Here is a 15,960-nt window from a genome sequence, read left to right as displayed (position 1 = left end):
ATATGAACAAAGAAACATTAAAGAAAAACCTCCGGGAAATTCCTGATTTTCCCAAACCCGGTATCCTGTTCTACGATGTCACTACCCTCTTTAAAAATCCTGAATGCTTGCAGGGCATGATTGACGAACTCTACGAGATGTACAAGGACAAAGGCATCACGAAGGTCGTGGGAATTGAGTCAAGAGGATTCATCCTGGGAGGTGCCTTGGCGGCCCGTCTGGGGGCAGGCTTCATCATGGCCCGCAAGCCCGGTAAGCTTCCCGCTGAGGTGATAGAAGAGACCTACGCCAAGGAGTATGGTACCGACACCATCCAGCTTCATAAAGATGCCATCAGTCCAGAGGACGTCGTGCTGTTGCACGATGACCTGCTGGCTACGGGAGGAACCATGGCGGCTGCTCACCGACTGGTGAAACGCTGTGGGGTAAAGCAAGCGTATGTCAACTTCGTCATCGAACTGGAAGGACTGAAAGGCCGGAAAGCTTTCGATGAGAACGTAGAAGTAACCACCTTGCTGAAGCTGTAAACAGTTTCCGTCTTGACAGAAAAGTATTCAAGCAGCCTTCTTTGCAAGGAGCGAAAAGCCCCTGCAGGGAAGGCTGCTTTTCAACCAGAAGAAAGCAACCATGGAAGAGGTAGAAAAGAAAGAAAATACCGGTGAATACCTGAAGGGAATCGTATTGAACCTTCCGGAAGGACCGGGCATATACCAGTATTTGAACAAGGAGGGAGTCATCATCTATGTGGGAAAGGCCAAGAACCTGAAGCGCCGTGTGTACTCTTATTTCTCCAAAGATCACCAATCAGCTAAGACACGGATGCTGGTGTCCAAGATTGCGGACATCCGCTACATTGTGGTCAATACGGAGGAAGATGCCCTGCTGCTGGAAAACAACCTTATCAAGAAATACAAACCACGCTACAACGTCTTGCTGAAAGACGACAAGACCTACCCTTCCATCTGCGTCAGCAACGAGTATTTTCCGCGTATCTACAAGACCCGGAAAATCATTCGCGACGGGTCTACCTACTACGGCCCTTACAGCCACATTCCTTCGATGATGGCGATTCTGGAGCTGATTAAGAAACTATATCCGCTGCGCACCTGCCACCTCGCCCTGACGCCCGAAAACATCGCACAGGGAAAATTCAAGGTGTGCCTGGAATACCATATCAAGAACTGCCTGGGACCTTGCATCGGACAACAATCGCACGAAGAATACATGCAGCACATCGCACAGGCAAAAGAACTGTTGAAAGGAAACACACAGGCCGTGAGCAATGCCCTGATGGAAGAGATGAAACAGCTGGCCGGAGAGATGCGTTTCGAAGAAGCACAAAAGGTCAAGGAACAATACATGCTCATCGAAAGCTACCGCGCCAAGAGTGAGGTGGTCAGTGCCACCCTGCACCAAATCGATGTCTTTTCGATTGAGACGGACGAAAACGCGGCTTACATCAATTACCTGCACATCACGAACGGATGCATCAACCAGGCCTTCACCTTCGAATACAAGCTGCGGATGAACGAGAGTAAGGAAGAACTGCTGTCTCTCGGCATCGTGGAAATGAGGGAACGCTACAAAAGCACATCCAAGGAAATCATTGTTCCCTTTGAGCTGGACATGGAAATGAACGGGGTGACGTTCACCGTACCTCAAAGAGGCGAAAAGAAACACCTGCTTGACCTCTCGCTGATGAACGTAAAGCAATATAAGGTGGACAGGTTGAAACAAGCGGAAAAGCTCAATCCAGAGCAACGGAGCGTACGTCTGATGAAAGAAATCCAAGCACAGCTTCACCTGGAGAAAATGCCCAACCACATCGAATGTTTCGATAACTCCAATATCCAAGGCTCGGATGCCGTAGCCGCTTGCGTGGTGTTCAAACAAGCCAAGCCCAGCAAAAAAGATTACCGCAAATACCTCATCAAAACCGTGGTGGGCCCCGATGATTACGCATCCATGCAGGAGGTAGTGCGCCGCCGCTACTCCCGCGTTCTGGAAGAACAGGGCGAACTGCCCGACCTGATTCTGACCGACGGTGGAAAGGGACAAATGGAGGTGGTACGCGAAGTCGTGGAAGATGAATTGCACCTGCAGATTCCCATCGTCGGACTGGCCAAGAACAACCGCCACCGGACATCGGAGATTTTGTACGGATTTCCACCGCAAACCCTCGGCATCAAGCAAGGTACTCCCCTGTTCCATCTTCTGGAGAATATACAAGACGAAGTGCACCGCTTTGCCATCACTTTCCATCGGGAGAAAAGAAGCAAGAGTCAGATTGCCTCGGCCCTCGACACCATCAAAGGCATTGGGGAAAAACGGAAGACAGCTTTGCTGAAAAAGTTCAAGAGCGTGACCCGTATCCGTCAGGCAAGTCTGGAAGAGATAGCAGAGGTCATCGGAGAAAGCGCGGCGAAAAGCGTCAAGGAATCCCTGTCGGAATCCAAATAATTTTCTTACTTTTGTAAAAACAAGAAAAGAATCATGAGAGTAGTTATACAACGTGTGACACGTGCCTCCGTCACCATTGACGGGACATGCAAATCGGCCATCAAGGAAGGCTTCATGATACTGGTCGGCATCGAGGAAGCCGACACACAGGAAGATGCCGACTGGCTCTGCAAGAAGATTGTCAACCTCCGTGTGTTTGACGATGAAAATGGAGTGATGAACAAATCGATTCTGGATGTGCAGGGAGAAATACTGGTCATCAGCCAGTTTACTTTGATGGCTTCTACCAAGAAAGGAAACCGCCCGTCTTATATCCGAGCAGCCGGACATGAAACGGCCATCCCACTCTATAATTATTTCTGCAACGAATTGAGTATCGCCCTCGGCAAAGAGGTTGGCACCGGTGAATTCGGGGCCGACATGAAAGTGGAACTCATCAACAACGGACCGGTAACCATCTGCATGGACACCAAAAATAAGGAATAACTATGACACTGGAAGAAGCACAGAAAACAGTAGATACGTGGATCAAGACGTATGGAGTGAGATACTTCAGTGAACTGACCAACATGGCCGTGCTCACCGAGGAAGTGGGAGAACTGGCACGCATCATGGCACGGACGTATGGCGACCAGTCGTTCAAAGCCGGAGAAAAGACGGACTTGGGCGATGAAATGGCCGACGTGCTCTGGGTGCTGCTCTGCCTGGCCAACCAGACAGGTGTAGACCTGACGGAAGCATTCCGCAAGAACCTAGAGAAAAAGACAAACCGTGACAAGGACAGACATAAAAACAACCCTAAACTATAATAAGCGTATGGAACATTATCGCGAACATGGGGGCGGATATACCCCCGAGGACGAAAGAGAAAACCCGAACCAGACCAGCAAGTATGAAGAGGCTTTACACAAGTACAATACAGCGCTGAATGACGATGAAATCGCCGCCAAAACGGCTAAACTCATCGAAAAACATCTGGAAGAGAACAACACCCTGGAGGTAAAGAAATTCCTTTTCAACTGTATCGACCTGACCACACTGAAATGCACGGACAGTGACACAAGCGTGATGAAATTTACCGAAAAAGTGAATGAGTTCGTAGACCGCTATCCGGACTTGAAGAATGTAGCCGCCATCTGCGTCTACCCTAACATGGCCGAGATTGTCAACGATACTCTGGAAGCAGACGATGTCAAGATTGCCTGCGTATCGGGAGGATTCCCTTCCTCACAGACTTTCATTGAAGTGAAAGTGGCCGAAACAGCCATGGCACTTCATGCCGGCGCCGATGAGATTGACATCGTAATCTCAGTAGGCAAGTTCTTGAGCGGAGACTACGAAGGCATGTGCGATGAAATCGAAGAACTGAAAGAGGTGTGCGGCGACAAACACCTGAAGGTAATTCTGGAAACAGGTGCACTGGGCAGCGCTTCCAACATCAAGAAGGCTTCTATCCTTTCCATGTATTCAGGAGCGGATTTCATCAAGACTTCTACCGGAAAAGAGAATCCGGCTGCCACCCCGGAAGCCGCTTACGTGATGTGCCAGGCCATCAAGGAATACTTCCTGGAAACGGGTCGGAAAGTAGGTTTCAAACCTGCCGGCGGCATCAATTCCGTACACGATGCGTTGGTCTACTATACCATCGTAAAGGAACTGCTGGGCGAAGAATGGCTGACCAACGAACGGTTCCGTCTGGGCACCAGCCGTATGGCCAACCTCCTGCTTTCGGAGATTGTAGGCAGTGAGACCAAATTCTTCTAACTAAGAAAAAAGAAAATAAAATGCCCCTTTCTATCGCGGGAAAACCACGGAAGAAAGGGGCATTTCTTATGGATGACACGAATTACTTGTTTCGCTCGATAACGTAATCAATATAAGCAGTAAGTGAAGTACGAATCGCCTCGTCGGTAGAGACAGGCAAAAGTGAAAGAGCCTTCTCGCGGAACTCATACATTTTCCGGGTAGCGTATTCAATGCCTCCCTCCTTCTTCACCGTCTCGACGAACTGGGCAATCTCTTCTTTCGATGCACGCAAGGCGCGTATCCGCAACGCGAGTTCCTTCAAGGAAGCGTCATGCAGCTTGTTCAACACGTACAATGCCGGCAACGTAAGCTTACCTTCCAGCATGTCGTTACCCGTCGGCTTACCGAGTTCAGAATTCTCAAAATAATCGAAGATATCGTCTTTTATCTGAAAAGCGATTCCTATCATCTCACCAAAAAGTGCCGCTTTCACCGCTTCTTCCGGGGAGGCATCGACCGATACGGCCCCACTTTTCGCACTCGCCTTAAACAAGGCCGCCGTCTTCTTACGGATAATATCAAAATAAGTCTCTTCTGCAAAGTCTTCCTTACCAGTGTTGCCCAGCTGAAGAATCTCCCCTTCCGAAAGTTCCTGCCCCAGACATGCCACCAGTTCCACCAACTCCACCTTTCCGGTATGTGCCGCATGTTTCAGACTCGTAGCCAACATGTAATCGCCCACCAATACCGATACCTTATTGTTGTAAATGGCATTGACCGACGACTGTCCGCGACGTTCATTGCTTTCATCCACCACATCATCGTGAATCAGACTGGCCGTATGAAGCAGTTCCAATGAAAGAGCCGCATGAAAAGTGGAATCGTTTATCGTACCGAACAATTTAGCCATCAGCATCACCAGTATCGGTCGCATCATTTTTCCACTCCGCTTCTTGACGTACGACAGTACTTCTCCCAGCAAGGGGTCTGTACTGGTCAGGGAATCCTCGAAAAGCGTTCTGAATTCTTCCAACTCTTTTGCTACAGGCTGCTTTATTAACTCAATTTTGTTCATGTACATTTATTTAAGCCCACAAAAGTAATAATAAAAGACTGAATACCGTATTTTTTTGTACTTTTACATGAAAAATCTTAATATTTTTACACGAATGGAGAAACTATTTCTACTAGACGCTTACGCACTGATTTATCGTGCCTACTACGCCTTTATCAAGAATCCCCGTATCAATTCCAAGGGACTGAACACCTCGGCCATCTTGGGATTTGTCAACACACTGGAAGAGGTCTTGCGGAAAGAAAATCCGACACACATCGGCATTGCTTTCGACCCCGCCGGGCCTACGTTTCGCCACGAAGCCTATCAAGCCTATAAAGCCCAGCGGGAAGAAACCCCGGAAGCCATCCGGCAGTCTGTCCCTATCATCAAAGATATCATCCGTGCCTACCACATCCCGATTCTGGAGGTGCAGGGCTATGAAGCCGACGACGTAATCGGTACGTTGGCTACTGAAGCCGGGAAGAAAGGTATCCCCACCTACATGATGACACCCGACAAGGACTACGGTCAGCTGGTGGGCGACTGCGTATTTATGTATCGCCCCAAATACGGTGACAAGGATTTTGAGGTGATGGGTGTCAACGAAGTCAAAGCTAAATTCGACATCGAGTCTCCCCTGCAGGTCATCGACATGCTGGGACTGATGGGAGATACGGCCGACAACATTCCCGGCTGTCCCGGTGTGGGAGAAAAAACGGCCCAGAAACTGATTGCACAATTCGGAAGCATCGAAAACCTGCTGGCACATACCGACGAACTGAAAGGAGCTCTTAAAAAGAAAGTAGAGGAAAACAAAGAACAGATTACGTTCTCCAAATTTCTGGCAACCATCAAAACGGATGTGCCCATCACCCTCGACATGGAGGCGCTGAAAAGAGAAGCCCCCAACGAAGAAGAGTTGCGCCGCTTGTTCGAGATGCTGGAATTCCGGACCCTGATTGACCGGGTACTCAAAACCGAACAGAAGGCTCCTTCTTCTCCCTCCGCTCAACCCGATCTCTTTGGCTTATTTGCGCAGGAAGATACGGGCGACGCCAAAAATTCAAATCTCACGAGGTTAGAATCTCTCCCCTACGATTATCAACTGGCTGACAATCAAGAGAAAATGGAGATTTTAGCCCAGAAATTACTTGCTCAGAATTTTTTCAGTCTAGACACGGAAACCACGGGAGTAGACCCTATCACCGCCGAACTGGTGGGAATGAGCTTCAGTTTTGCCGAAAATCAGGCTTTTTATGTACCTGTACCGTCCAATCGTGAAGAAGCCCTTAAAATTGTAAATATATTTAAACCCGCCTTCGAAAACCCTCATTCGCTCAAAATCGGACAGAACATCAAGTATGACTTGAATGTGCTGGCACATTATGGAGTGACCCTGCGTGGAAAGATGTTCGACACCATGATTGCCCATTATGTGCTCCAACCCGAACTGCGTCATGGAATGGATTACTTGGCTGAAGTGTACTTGCACTACGAAACAATCAAAATTGAAGAACTCATCGGACCGAAAGGAAAGAAACAAGGCAACATGCGCGACCTGCCTCCAGCCGATGTCTACAAATACGCCTGCGAGGATGCCGATGTCACTCTCAAGCTGAAACACGTACTTGAGAAAGAACTGGTAGAAAACGGAGTTGAAAAACTGTTTGAGGAAATTGAAATGCCGCTCATGCCGGTACTGGCCTATATGGAAAGAAACGGGGTACGCATCGACCCGGCAGCCTTGAAAGAGACCTCCCGTCATTTCACGGCCCGCATGAACCAGATAGAACAAGAAGTATATCAACTGGCCGGAATGGAATTCAACATTGCCTCTCCCAAACAGGTTGGCGAGGTACTCTTCGACCGCCTGAAGATAGTGGAAAAGGCCAAGAAAACTAAAACAGGACAATACGTCACTTCGGAAGAGGTGCTGGAAAGCCTGAAAGGGAAACACGAAATTGTCGGAAAAATCTTGGAACACCGCGGCCTGAAGAAATTGCTGGGTACTTACATCGATGCCCTCCCCCAACTGATTAATCCGGCTACGGGACGTATTCACACCTCCTTCAACCAGACAGTCACGGCTACCGGACGACTGAGTTCCAGCAATCCGAACCTACAGAATATTCCTATCCGCAACGAGGATGGAAAAGAAATCCGCAAAGCTTTCATCCCCGATGAAGGATGCGAGTTCTTCTCGGCCGACTATTCCCAAATCGAGCTGCGCATCATGGCCCACCTGAGCGAAGACCCGCACATGATAGAAGCTTTCCAGAAAGGACAGGACATTCATGCGGCCACCGCAGCTAAAATATATAAGGTAAAACTGGAGGATGTGACCCGCGAACAACGCAGCAAGGCCAAAACCGCCAATTTCGGTATTATCTACGGTATTTCAGTCTTCGGACTGGCCGAACGCCTGAACGTTGACCGGAAGGAAGCCAAGGAACTGATTGACGGTTACTTTGAAAACTATCCGAAAGTGAAGGCTTATATGGACGAGAGTATCCGTCAGGCACGGGAGAAAGGTTACATTGAAACCATCTTCAAGCGCAAACGCTATCTGCCCGATATCAACTCTAAAAATGCGGTAGTCAGAGGCTATGCTGAACGAAATGCAATCAACGCCCCGATTCAAGGCAGTGCAGCCGACATCATCAAAGTGGCCATGATTCGAATCTACCGCCGTTTCCAGGAAGAAGGCATCCGTTCGAAGATGATTCTTCAGGTACACGATGAACTCAATTTCAGCGTCTTGCCGGAAGAAAAAGAAAAAGTACAGCAAATTGTGATATCTGAAATGGAGGCTGCTTACAAAATGAAAGCTCCGCTGCGTGCAGACTATGGTTGGGGACAAAATTGGCTGGAAGCACACTAAACCATCCAAACTGTTAACAAATGCTTAATCAGTGACATTTTGCTAATTTATCGCAATTTTTTAGCGGGAATGCATACAACCTATCAAAGCTTTTACTACATTTGCACCGTCAAAAGGAACAAAAAGTAAGTAAAACCTTAAAATATAAAAGATATGAAAAAGATAAGTTTAGCAAAGTGTTTGGTTGTTTTGGTTATGACTTTCATCGCAAGTGTATCTACTTACGCTGCAAAAATGAATAACAATCTGATTTACAACGCAGAAGAAGTTAACGGATTGAAAGTTTCTGAAACTGTATACAAGAAAGATGGCAATATGCTGACAAACTATATGAAATATAGCTACAAGTATAACGCCAATAACCAGATGACAGAAAATATGTCACAGAAATGGGATGCAAGCGATAACTGCTGGAAAAATGATTTGTGCATCCGCTATACTTACGACAGCAAGAGTGTAACGACTGAATACTATAAATGGAATTCTAAGAAGAATGATTTCGTTCTGATTCCTGAAATGACCGTTACAATGGATAAATGATTAAATAAAAAATTCATAAACTCTCTTTGAAAGAGGCGCTTCGTGAGGAAGCGCCTCTTTTTATTTATATCCCATCTTGAACAGAAGGTAGCGCGCGGCTTTCACTATCTTTCCAGAAGACAGGAAGCGCCTCGGCAGAGTCAAATTCAGAAAACTGCGTTTTCTATTTGCCTCTGCGCGCGGCTTTCACTATCTTTGCAGAAAATTAGAGGATTATCTGTAGAAATAGATTAAAACAAACAATAAATTATGGCATTACAATGTGGTATCGTCGGTTTGCCGAACGTCGGAAAATCGACACTCTTCAACTGCCTGTCCAACGCGAAAGCGCAGGCAGCCAATTTCCCATTCTGTACTATTGAACCAAACGTAGGGGTCATTACCGTACCCGATGAACGCCTCAACAAACTGGCTGAACTGGTGGATCCGGACCGTATTGTTCCTACCACAGTAGAGATTGTCGACATTGCCGGACTGGTGAAAGGTGCCAGCAAGGGAGAAGGACTGGGCAACAAGTTCCTGGCCAACATCCGTGAAACGGATGCCATCCTGCACGTGTTGCGTTGCTTTGACGACGAAAACGTAACGCACGTGGACGGCAATGTGAATCCTGTACGTGACAAGGAGATTATCGATACAGAACTTCAGCTGAAAGACCTGGAAACCATTGAAAGCCGCATTCAGAAGGTGCAGAAACAGGCACAGACCGGAGGCGACAAAGTGGCCAAACAAACCTATGAAGTGTTGGTGCGCTACCGCGATGCCCTGCTGCAAGGAAAATCAGCCCGCACCGTACAGTTTGAATCAAAGGACGAGCAGAAAATCGCACACGACCTCTTCCTGCTGACTTCCAAACCGGTGCTGTATGTCTGCAACGTGGACGAAGCCAGTGCGGTAAGCGGCAACAAATACGTAGAGCAGGTACGCGAAGCGGTCAAGGACGAAGGGGCTGAAATCCTGATTGTGGCCGCCAAAACGGAAGCCGACATCGCCGAACTGGAAACCTACGAAGACCGCCAGATGTTCCTGCAGGAAATCGGGCTAGAAGAATCGGGCGTGAGCCGACTGATACGGGCCGCCTACAAGCTGCTGAACCTGGAGACTTACTTCACGGCCGGAAAGATGGAAGTCCGCGCATGGACCTTCCATAAGGGCTGGAAAGCTCCGCAATGTGCAGGTGTCATCCACACCGACTTTGAGAAAGGCTTTATCCGCGCCGAGGTCATCAAGTATGACGACTTCATCCACTACGGTTCAGAAGCAGCCGTACGCGAAGCCGGAAAACTCAATGTGGAAGGTAAGGATTACATCGTGGAAGACGGTGATATCATGCACTTCCGCTTCAACGTATAACACTCATCCCATCAGCACGAAGCATCGACCGCTTCCGTGCTGTTTTTTTATCCCTCTAAATTGATTACACCATGAACTATCTCATCATTGGAACAGGCGGTGTAGGAGGATGCATCGCCGGATTTCTTGCCTTGGCAGGCAAGGAGGTCACTTGCATTGCCCGTGGGAAGCACCTGGAGGCCATCCACCGTCAGGGATTGCATTTGAAATCGGATTTGAAAGGCGAACATTTTCTCCCCGTGAAGGCTTGTACCACCGAAGAATTTCAGGGGAAAGCCGACGTGATTTTTGTCTGTGTGAAAGGCTACTCCATCGACTCCATTCAGGAGGTGCTGGAACGGGCTGCCACTCCCGACACACTGGTCATCCCTATCCTCAATGTCTACGGTACCGGCCCCCGCATCGGACACCTCGTACCGTCGGTAAAAGTGCTCGACGGCTGTATCTACATTGTGGGATTCGTGTCGGGTGAAGGAGAAATCAGCCAGATGGGAAGCATCTTCCGCCTGGTATTCGGAGCCCGCCCGGAACAGCATGTCGCCCCCGAACGGCTGGAAGCCATTGCCGAAGAGCTCCGTGCATGTGGCATCAAAGTAGATGTGTCGGACGATATCAACCGGGACACTTTCATCAAATGGTCGTTCATCTCCGCCATGGCCTGCACGGGGGCTTATCACGATGTGCCGATGGGAGAAGTGCAACACGAAGGCGAAGTGCGTGATACCTTCATCGGACTGTCGCGTGAAAGCGCACAGATAGGCGAAAAACTGGGTATCCGCTACCCCAGCGACCCGGTTGCCTACAACCTGATGGTCATCGACAAGCTCGACCCGCACAGCACGGCTTCCATGCAGAAGGACATCGCCCGCGGTCATGAATCGGAAATTCAGGGATTGCTCTTCGACATGATTGACTTGGGAGAACAATTGCACATTGATATGCCTACCTACCGGAAAGTGGCGCAAAAATTCAAACCTGCATGAAACACCTGATTGACATTGACACCTGGGAGCGGAAGGACAATTACCTCTTCTTCCGCGACTTCCATAACTCTTGGATTGCCATCACCAGCGAAGTGGACTGTACGGAGGCTTACGCCGAAGCCAAGGCCAAAGGGCATTCCTTTTTCCTGTATTACCTGTATGCCGTACTCCGTGCCGCCAACGAAATCAAGGAGTTCCGCTACCGATGGGACAAAGACGGACAGGTGGTCTACCATGACACAGTAGACATCACCACTCCGATTGCCGTCCCCGGAAAGACCTTCTACACCGTACGCATTCCCTGGAAAAGCGATTTCAAGGCCTTCTACGAAGAAGCACGGCGCATCATTACTTCCATTCCGGACGATGGAGACCCGTACGGCACCGACAAGGAAATTGCCGCACAAGGCGATTTTGATGTCATCCTGCTCAGTGCGACTCCCAAACTGTATTTCACATCCATTTCCTACACACAGTATGCCCCCGGCCATCCGTTGGATTACCCGCTGATGAACGCAGGAAAAGCCGTCAAACGGGAAGGAAGGCTGATAATGCCCATCGCTCTGACGGTGAGTCATGCATTCGTAGACGGAGCACACATCTCTCTGTTTTTTGAAAAAGTAGCACAATACCTGAAAGAAAGATAAGAAAACGCAGGCACATTTCCCTGAAAAAGCCTCGTTCTTTCTTACGTTTTCCGGTACGGAACCGTACGTTTTCCTTACGCGAAACGTATGTTTCCGCTCCGAGAAACGTATGTTTTCTGGCTGGGAAACCTAAAACAGGCACGTCCACTTTTCCATTGGCGCCGTTACATTTTTGAATTCCCGCTTTTTTTCGTTTAATTTGTCCTCAAAGAAAGCTGTCATGAATAAAAGAACTACCACACTCCTGTTTTCCCCCGTCTTTATCCTTGCCTGCATTGCTATCTGTGACATCTCCTTCCACTACAGCCGGACGCAGGTACACACGGCCATTAACGAGGCTTTGCAGGAAGCCGAACGCCTGCATTATGACGACCGGCTGAACACTTTTCAGACAGATACACGCTTATACGTAGACCCTGCGCTCAAGGCCTATCTCCTCGCTCCCGTATCCAATCGGAAAATCAAGAGTTATACCCTCCATACCCTGGAGAAAAAAACAACTTACGTATTTCAGGACAGCCTTCCGGAAGCCACTGCCCGGAAAATGCTGAATGAATACCTGCTGGACGATATCCTGCCAGCCGATGCCGAGCAAATCAACCAGCTGTTCCAGGCACAGCTCGCCCAAAGACACATCAGTGGGATGGCCGGAGTGTTTTATACCCACACACAGGCCCGTACCCAAACACGGGCAGGCATCCTGCCGACAGCCTCAGCCTATCGAACGCCCGTCTATCCCCTCGACCTGACACACAGTCTCCAGCTGCAAGGATGGACAGACTACGACTTTCTTACGCTGCTGCGTTATGTCCCTGTGGCTTGTTATGGAGTCCTTTGCCTGGCGCTGCTTGTCGGAGGCATACTTCTTTACCTGCTACACGGAAAACAACAGAAAAAGCCTGCAAAAGGCCTCTACATCGACCTGACGCATCAGGCCCTCCTCATCGACGGCATACAATGTGCCATCTCCCGCCTGGATTTACAGATTCTCCATCAGTTGTGGGAGAAGCATGGAGAATGTGTCGACCGGGAAGCAATCACGTCCGTCTGCTGGCCACACGACCCGCAGGCGAACGAAAAGCTGGAGGCCCATATACAAACCATCCGGAAAGTCCTGCAAGACTTCCCGGATTATCGGATTGTCACCGTCAAAGGACGGGGATATTATTTGAAGTGTACGCTTACTGCGGATAATGTTTCAAATTAAGAAGGCTGTCCGTTCAGGTATTCACACAAATGCTGTACGGCTCTTGCCCGGTGGCTGATTTTATTCTTTTCTTCTGCCCCCATCTCGGCAAAAGTCTCAGCATAGCCTTCGGGTACAAACACCGGATCGTAACCAAAGCCTGAGGCTCCCCGTTTCTCCCGGATGATTTCACCTTTCACGATTCCCTCAAACAGGTGCGACTTTCCTCCTTCTATCAGGCAGATGGCCGTGCGGAACTGTGCCTTCCGGTTGTCTTTTCCTTCCAGCTCGGTCAGCAACTTCTTCATGTTGGCCTCCGAGTCGTGTCCTTCACCGCCCGCATAGCGTGCCGAATACACACCGGGTGCTCCGTTCAACGCCTCTACTTCCAAACCCGTATCGTCTGCAAAGCAATCCAGACCGTAGTGCTGATAAATATACTCCGCCTTGAGCGTTGCATTTCCTTCCAAGGTGTCTGCCGTTTCAGGAATATCTGCCTCGCAATGGATGTCCTTCAAACTCAAGATATCTACTTTCTCACCCAATATGGCACGTATTTCGTCCAGCTTATGGGCATTGTTCGTGGCAAAAACCAACTTCTTTTTCATCATGCAGTCTTTCTAAATAATCACATTTACAGGTACAAAGATACATATCGCCGGCCGACAATTCAAATGCTCCTTTCAAAAACTGCAAATAAAAAAGGTCCGACTCCCCATACGGGAAGCCAGACCTTTATCGTTATAAAAGAACTTTCGGTTTAATTCAATACGATTTCATCCACAAACAGATAACCCGGGTTACCTTTTCCTCCATGCCATGCCGGAATATTCTTTTCAGACAAAGCGGTCACTTTCACATAGCGGGCCTTTACCGGTGTAAACTTCAGCGTATGCGTATAAATCTGGTTGGCATCCTTCTCGGTCATGGCCGGGTAAGTTTCCGAAGCCACTTTCTTGAAGGTCTTGTTGTCATCAGACACCTCCACCGTAATACCTCTGGCATCGAAAATCCAGTCGCCTTTTTCCACACAAGTACGCAGGGTCATGGAACTGATTTCCGTAGCTTCCTTCAAATCGATGACAGCTTCCATATCGTTCTTGTAGAACGCAATCCAGCGGCCGGTCTTGTAGTTCCGGTTACCGGTCATACCGTCTACCAACGTTACAGCTCCCTTGAACTCATAAGGCTTGTTGATGGGCTGCAGCATCGTAATCGGTTTTGCAGTAGACTTGCTGAACGAGATGCTGTCGAGCGTCACGCGGGAATTACCTTCCGGACGCACGGCCATCATGCGCAATACACAAGCTGCATCAATGCTCAGACTGCCTTCAAACTTGGTAGAAGAAGCCGTCGGTTCGGTTCCGTCGAGTGTATAGTATATTGGAGCCTCATCAATCGTAGCGGCACTGACATCCAGTTTACCGGTTTCTGAATTGGGCACAATATTCACGTTCACATCAAAGATATGAGTCGCATAGTTCCAGCCCTTCAGCTGATAAATCTTGGTCAGACGAGCCGTACGTTTCAGGAATCCCTGATAATCTTTCTTCTTTTCAGGAGCACTCCACTGGGTTTCGCAGAGGGCTGCCATACGCGGCAGTACCATGTACTGTGCCTGTGCAAGCGTAGGAATGTATTCGGTCCACAGATTGGCTTGCACACCCGTGATGTATTTCTGTTCTTCCGGCGAAAGCGCAGCAGGCATCGGTTCGTAGCTGTACACTCTTTCAATCGGGAGATAGCCACCGATGGCCAGCGGTTCATTGTCGGTATCCTTTGCCTGATAATAGTCGAAATACAGGTAAGTATTCGGCGTCATGATGACGTTGTGCTGCTGACGGGCTGCTTCAATACCTCCCGCTTCGCCTCTCCAAGACATGACTGTGGCATTCGGAGCCAGTCCACCTTCCAGGATTTCATCCCATCCAATCATGTTCCGTCCATGCTCGGTGAGGAACTTCTCCGCTTCATGAATCACATAGCTCTGCAAATATTCTTCCTTGGAGTGCTTGCTGTCGCCCTTGATACCCAAAGCCTTGATACGGGCCTGACACTTCGGACAAGTCTCCCACTTCACTTTCGGGCATTCGTCGCCACCTACATGAATATATTTGGAAGGGAAGATGTCGATAATCTCAGCCAACACATCCTTGATAAACTGGATGGTCTTGTCGTTTCCAGCACAAAGCACATTGTCGGAGATACCCCACATACGCCATACTTCATACGGACCACCTGTACATCCCAGTTCCGGATACGCTGCCAAAGCTGCCTGCATGTGTCCCGGCATGTCGATTTCCGGAATCACCGTAATATAACGTTCTGCTGCGTATGCCACAATTTCCTTGGCCTGCTCCTGGGTATAGAAACCGCCGTAAGGCTTTCCATCGTATTCACCCGAGTTGCGTCCGATAACCGTTTCACTACGCTTGGAACCGATTTCGGTCAGTTTCGGATATTTCTTGATTTCAATACGCCACCCCTGGTCTTCTGAAAGGTGCCAGTGGAAGCGGTTGATGTTATGCAACGCCAGCATATCGATGTACGTCTTAATCTCATCCACGGTAAACATGTGACGGCCTACGTCGAGCATCATTCCACGATAACTGAAACGCGGACTGTCATTGATTTCTACTGCGGGCAATTCAATGGCGCCCCCTCCTTCATGTACAGACACAGACTTACGCAACGTCTGGATACCATAGAACACACCGGCTTCCGAAGGAGCGGTAATCACCACCTTCTTGCCGTCTACGGTCAGCTGATATGCTTCTGGAGAATTAGCTTCCAACCCTAGTTTCAGCACAATACCCTCCTCTTTATCACCTTCCTGTGTTTTCAGTGTAATGCCCGTCTGTTCCTTGATGAAAGTAGCCAGGAATTCGGCATTCTTCTTCATCTTTTCATTTCCAGCAGGATAGTAAATTGTTTCTCCGCTTTTCAGCAGAAACGAGCCTTGCGATGCCGCCGTGATTTCCAATGGCATCGGCACAATCTGATAGTCTGCCACAGCAGTCGGACTATCCGCACACGAGGTCGCCAGCATTCCTGCCAATGCCAACCCCAAGCAATTCATTTTTGAAAATGGTCTCATGTTGATAATA

General features: G+C 48.9%; 14 protein-coding genes. 11 read left to right on the top strand and 3 right to left on the bottom strand.

Features of this window, described 5'->3' with window-relative positions; all coding sequences use genetic code 11:
- Nucleotides 1-2: 2 nt before the first annotated feature.
- From BQ7480_RS16515 to deoC, 5 genes are all read left to right on the top strand, one after another.
- A complete protein-coding gene (locus BQ7480_RS16515) occupies nt 3-527 on the top strand; it encodes an adenine phosphoribosyltransferase (RefSeq protein WP_072543697.1) in 525 nt (174 codons plus the stop codon).
- Between the two features lie 100 nt (nt 528-627).
- Nucleotides 628-2,460: an excinuclease ABC subunit UvrC gene (gene uvrC, locus BQ7480_RS16510; RefSeq protein ID WP_072543696.1), complete on the top strand. Its 1,833-nt coding sequence runs from the start codon at nt 628-630 to the stop codon at nt 2,458-2,460.
- A 33-nt stretch (nt 2,461-2,493) separates the two neighbouring features.
- Nucleotides 2,494-2,946: a D-aminoacyl-tRNA deacylase gene (gene dtd / locus BQ7480_RS16505; RefSeq protein WP_072543695.1), complete on the top strand. Its 453-nt coding sequence runs from the start codon at nt 2,494-2,496 to the stop codon at nt 2,944-2,946.
- 2 nt (nt 2,947-2,948) lie between these two features.
- Complete coding sequence (locus BQ7480_RS16500; RefSeq protein WP_022353851.1) at nt 2,949-3,269, top strand: nucleotide pyrophosphohydrolase; 321 nt, start codon at nt 2,949-2,951, stop codon at nt 3,267-3,269.
- 7 nt (nt 3,270-3,276) lie between these two features.
- Complete coding sequence (deoC, locus tag BQ7480_RS16495; protein ID WP_072543694.1) at nt 3,277-4,224, top strand: deoxyribose-phosphate aldolase; 948 nt, start codon at nt 3,277-3,279, stop codon at nt 4,222-4,224.
- An 82-nt stretch (nt 4,225-4,306) separates the two neighbouring features.
- Here deoC and BQ7480_RS16490 read toward each other — a convergent pair whose 3' ends face one another.
- Complete coding sequence (locus BQ7480_RS16490) at nt 4,307-5,281, bottom strand: polyprenyl synthetase family protein (protein WP_072544100.1); 975 nt, start codon at nt 5,279-5,281, stop codon at nt 4,307-4,309.
- A 94-nt stretch (nt 5,282-5,375) separates the two neighbouring features.
- Here BQ7480_RS16490 and polA point away from each other — a divergent pair, with 94 nt between their 5' ends.
- From polA to BQ7480_RS16460, 6 genes are all read left to right on the top strand, one after another.
- Nucleotides 5,376-8,144 (top strand): DNA polymerase I, encoded by a 2,769-nt coding sequence (gene polA, locus BQ7480_RS16485; protein ID WP_072543693.1) that lies wholly within the window; start codon nt 5,376-5,378, stop codon nt 8,142-8,144.
- A 153-nt stretch (nt 8,145-8,297) separates the two neighbouring features.
- Entirely contained in the window at nt 8,298-8,684 is a 387-nt protein-coding gene (locus BQ7480_RS16480; protein ID WP_072543692.1) for a DUF3836 domain-containing protein, read from the top strand.
- Nucleotides 8,685-8,933: 249 nt separating this feature from the next.
- Complete coding sequence (ychF, locus tag BQ7480_RS16475; protein ID WP_072543691.1) at nt 8,934-10,037, top strand: redox-regulated ATPase YchF; 1,104 nt, start codon at nt 8,934-8,936, stop codon at nt 10,035-10,037.
- Between the two features lie 71 nt (nt 10,038-10,108).
- Nucleotides 10,109-11,020 carry a ketopantoate reductase family protein gene (locus tag BQ7480_RS16470; RefSeq protein ID WP_072543690.1) on the top strand — a complete coding sequence of 304 codons (912 nt, stop codon included), beginning with the start codon at nt 10,109-10,111 and terminating at the stop codon, nt 11,018-11,020.
- A complete protein-coding gene (locus BQ7480_RS16465; protein WP_072543689.1) occupies nt 11,017-11,667 on the top strand; it encodes a chloramphenicol acetyltransferase in 651 nt (216 codons plus the stop codon). The genes BQ7480_RS16470 and BQ7480_RS16465 overlap by 4 nt, the downstream gene beginning before the upstream one ends.
- Nucleotides 11,668-11,887: 220 nt before the next feature.
- The gene (locus BQ7480_RS16460; protein WP_072543688.1) at nt 11,888-12,874 is read left to right on the top strand and encodes a winged helix-turn-helix domain-containing protein; all 987 of its coding nucleotides are present in this window, start codon (nt 11,888-11,890) and stop codon (nt 12,872-12,874) included.
- Here the strand turns inward: BQ7480_RS16460 and BQ7480_RS16455 are convergent.
- Both BQ7480_RS16455 and BQ7480_RS16450 read right to left on the bottom strand, forming a co-directional pair.
- Nucleotides 12,871-13,461, bottom strand: coding sequence for a non-canonical purine NTP diphosphatase (locus BQ7480_RS16455; RefSeq protein ID WP_072544099.1), 591 nt, complete (start codon nt 13,459-13,461; stop codon nt 12,871-12,873). The genes BQ7480_RS16460 and BQ7480_RS16455 overlap by 4 nt on opposite strands.
- Before the next feature lie 152 nt (nt 13,462-13,613).
- Nucleotides 13,614-15,932 carry a glycoside hydrolase family 20 protein gene (locus tag BQ7480_RS16450; protein WP_394332638.1) on the bottom strand — a complete coding sequence of 773 codons (2,319 nt, stop codon included), beginning with the start codon at nt 15,930-15,932 and terminating at the stop codon, nt 13,614-13,616.
- Nucleotides 15,933-15,960: the final 28 nt, after the last annotated feature.

Source organism: Bacteroides mediterraneensis (genome assembly GCF_900128455.1).
In the GTDB taxonomy this organism is placed as follows: domain Bacteria; phylum Bacteroidota; class Bacteroidia; order Bacteroidales; family Bacteroidaceae; genus Phocaeicola; species Phocaeicola mediterraneensis.
This window is presented reverse-complemented; position numbering and strand designations above follow the sequence as displayed.

Excerpts from the sequence above, each read along its gene's own strand:
- BQ7480_RS16515 (WP_072543697.1), top strand. The coding sequence starts at position 3 with ATGAACAAAGAAACATTAAAGAAAAACCTCCGGGAAATTCCTGATTTT.
- uvrC (WP_072543696.1), top strand. The coding sequence starts at position 628 with ATGGAAGAGGTAGAAAAGAAAGAAAATACCGGTGAATACCTGAAGGGA.
- dtd (WP_072543695.1), top strand. The coding sequence starts at position 2,494 with ATGAGAGTAGTTATACAACGTGTGACACGTGCCTCCGTCACCATTGAC.
- BQ7480_RS16500 (WP_022353851.1), top strand. The coding sequence starts at position 2,949 with ATGACACTGGAAGAAGCACAGAAAACAGTAGATACGTGGATCAAGACG.
- deoC (WP_072543694.1), top strand. The coding sequence starts at position 3,277 with ATGGAACATTATCGCGAACATGGGGGCGGATATACCCCCGAGGACGAA.
- BQ7480_RS16490 (WP_072544100.1), bottom strand. The coding sequence starts at position 5,281 with ATGAACAAAATTGAGTTAATAAAGCAGCCTGTAGCAAAAGAGTTGGAA.
- polA (WP_072543693.1), top strand. The coding sequence starts at position 5,376 with ATGGAGAAACTATTTCTACTAGACGCTTACGCACTGATTTATCGTGCC.
- BQ7480_RS16480 (WP_072543692.1), top strand. The coding sequence starts at position 8,298 with ATGAAAAAGATAAGTTTAGCAAAGTGTTTGGTTGTTTTGGTTATGACT.
- ychF (WP_072543691.1), top strand. The coding sequence starts at position 8,934 with ATGGCATTACAATGTGGTATCGTCGGTTTGCCGAACGTCGGAAAATCG.
- BQ7480_RS16470 (WP_072543690.1), top strand. The coding sequence starts at position 10,109 with ATGAACTATCTCATCATTGGAACAGGCGGTGTAGGAGGATGCATCGCC.
- BQ7480_RS16465 (WP_072543689.1), top strand. The coding sequence starts at position 11,017 with ATGAAACACCTGATTGACATTGACACCTGGGAGCGGAAGGACAATTAC.
- BQ7480_RS16460 (WP_072543688.1), top strand. The coding sequence starts at position 11,888 with ATGAATAAAAGAACTACCACACTCCTGTTTTCCCCCGTCTTTATCCTT.
- BQ7480_RS16455 (WP_072544099.1), bottom strand. The coding sequence starts at position 13,461 with ATGAAAAAGAAGTTGGTTTTTGCCACGAACAATGCCCATAAGCTGGAC.
- BQ7480_RS16450 (WP_394332638.1), bottom strand. The coding sequence starts at position 15,932 with ATGAATTGCTTGGGGTTGGCATTGGCAGGAATGCTGGCGACCTCGTGT.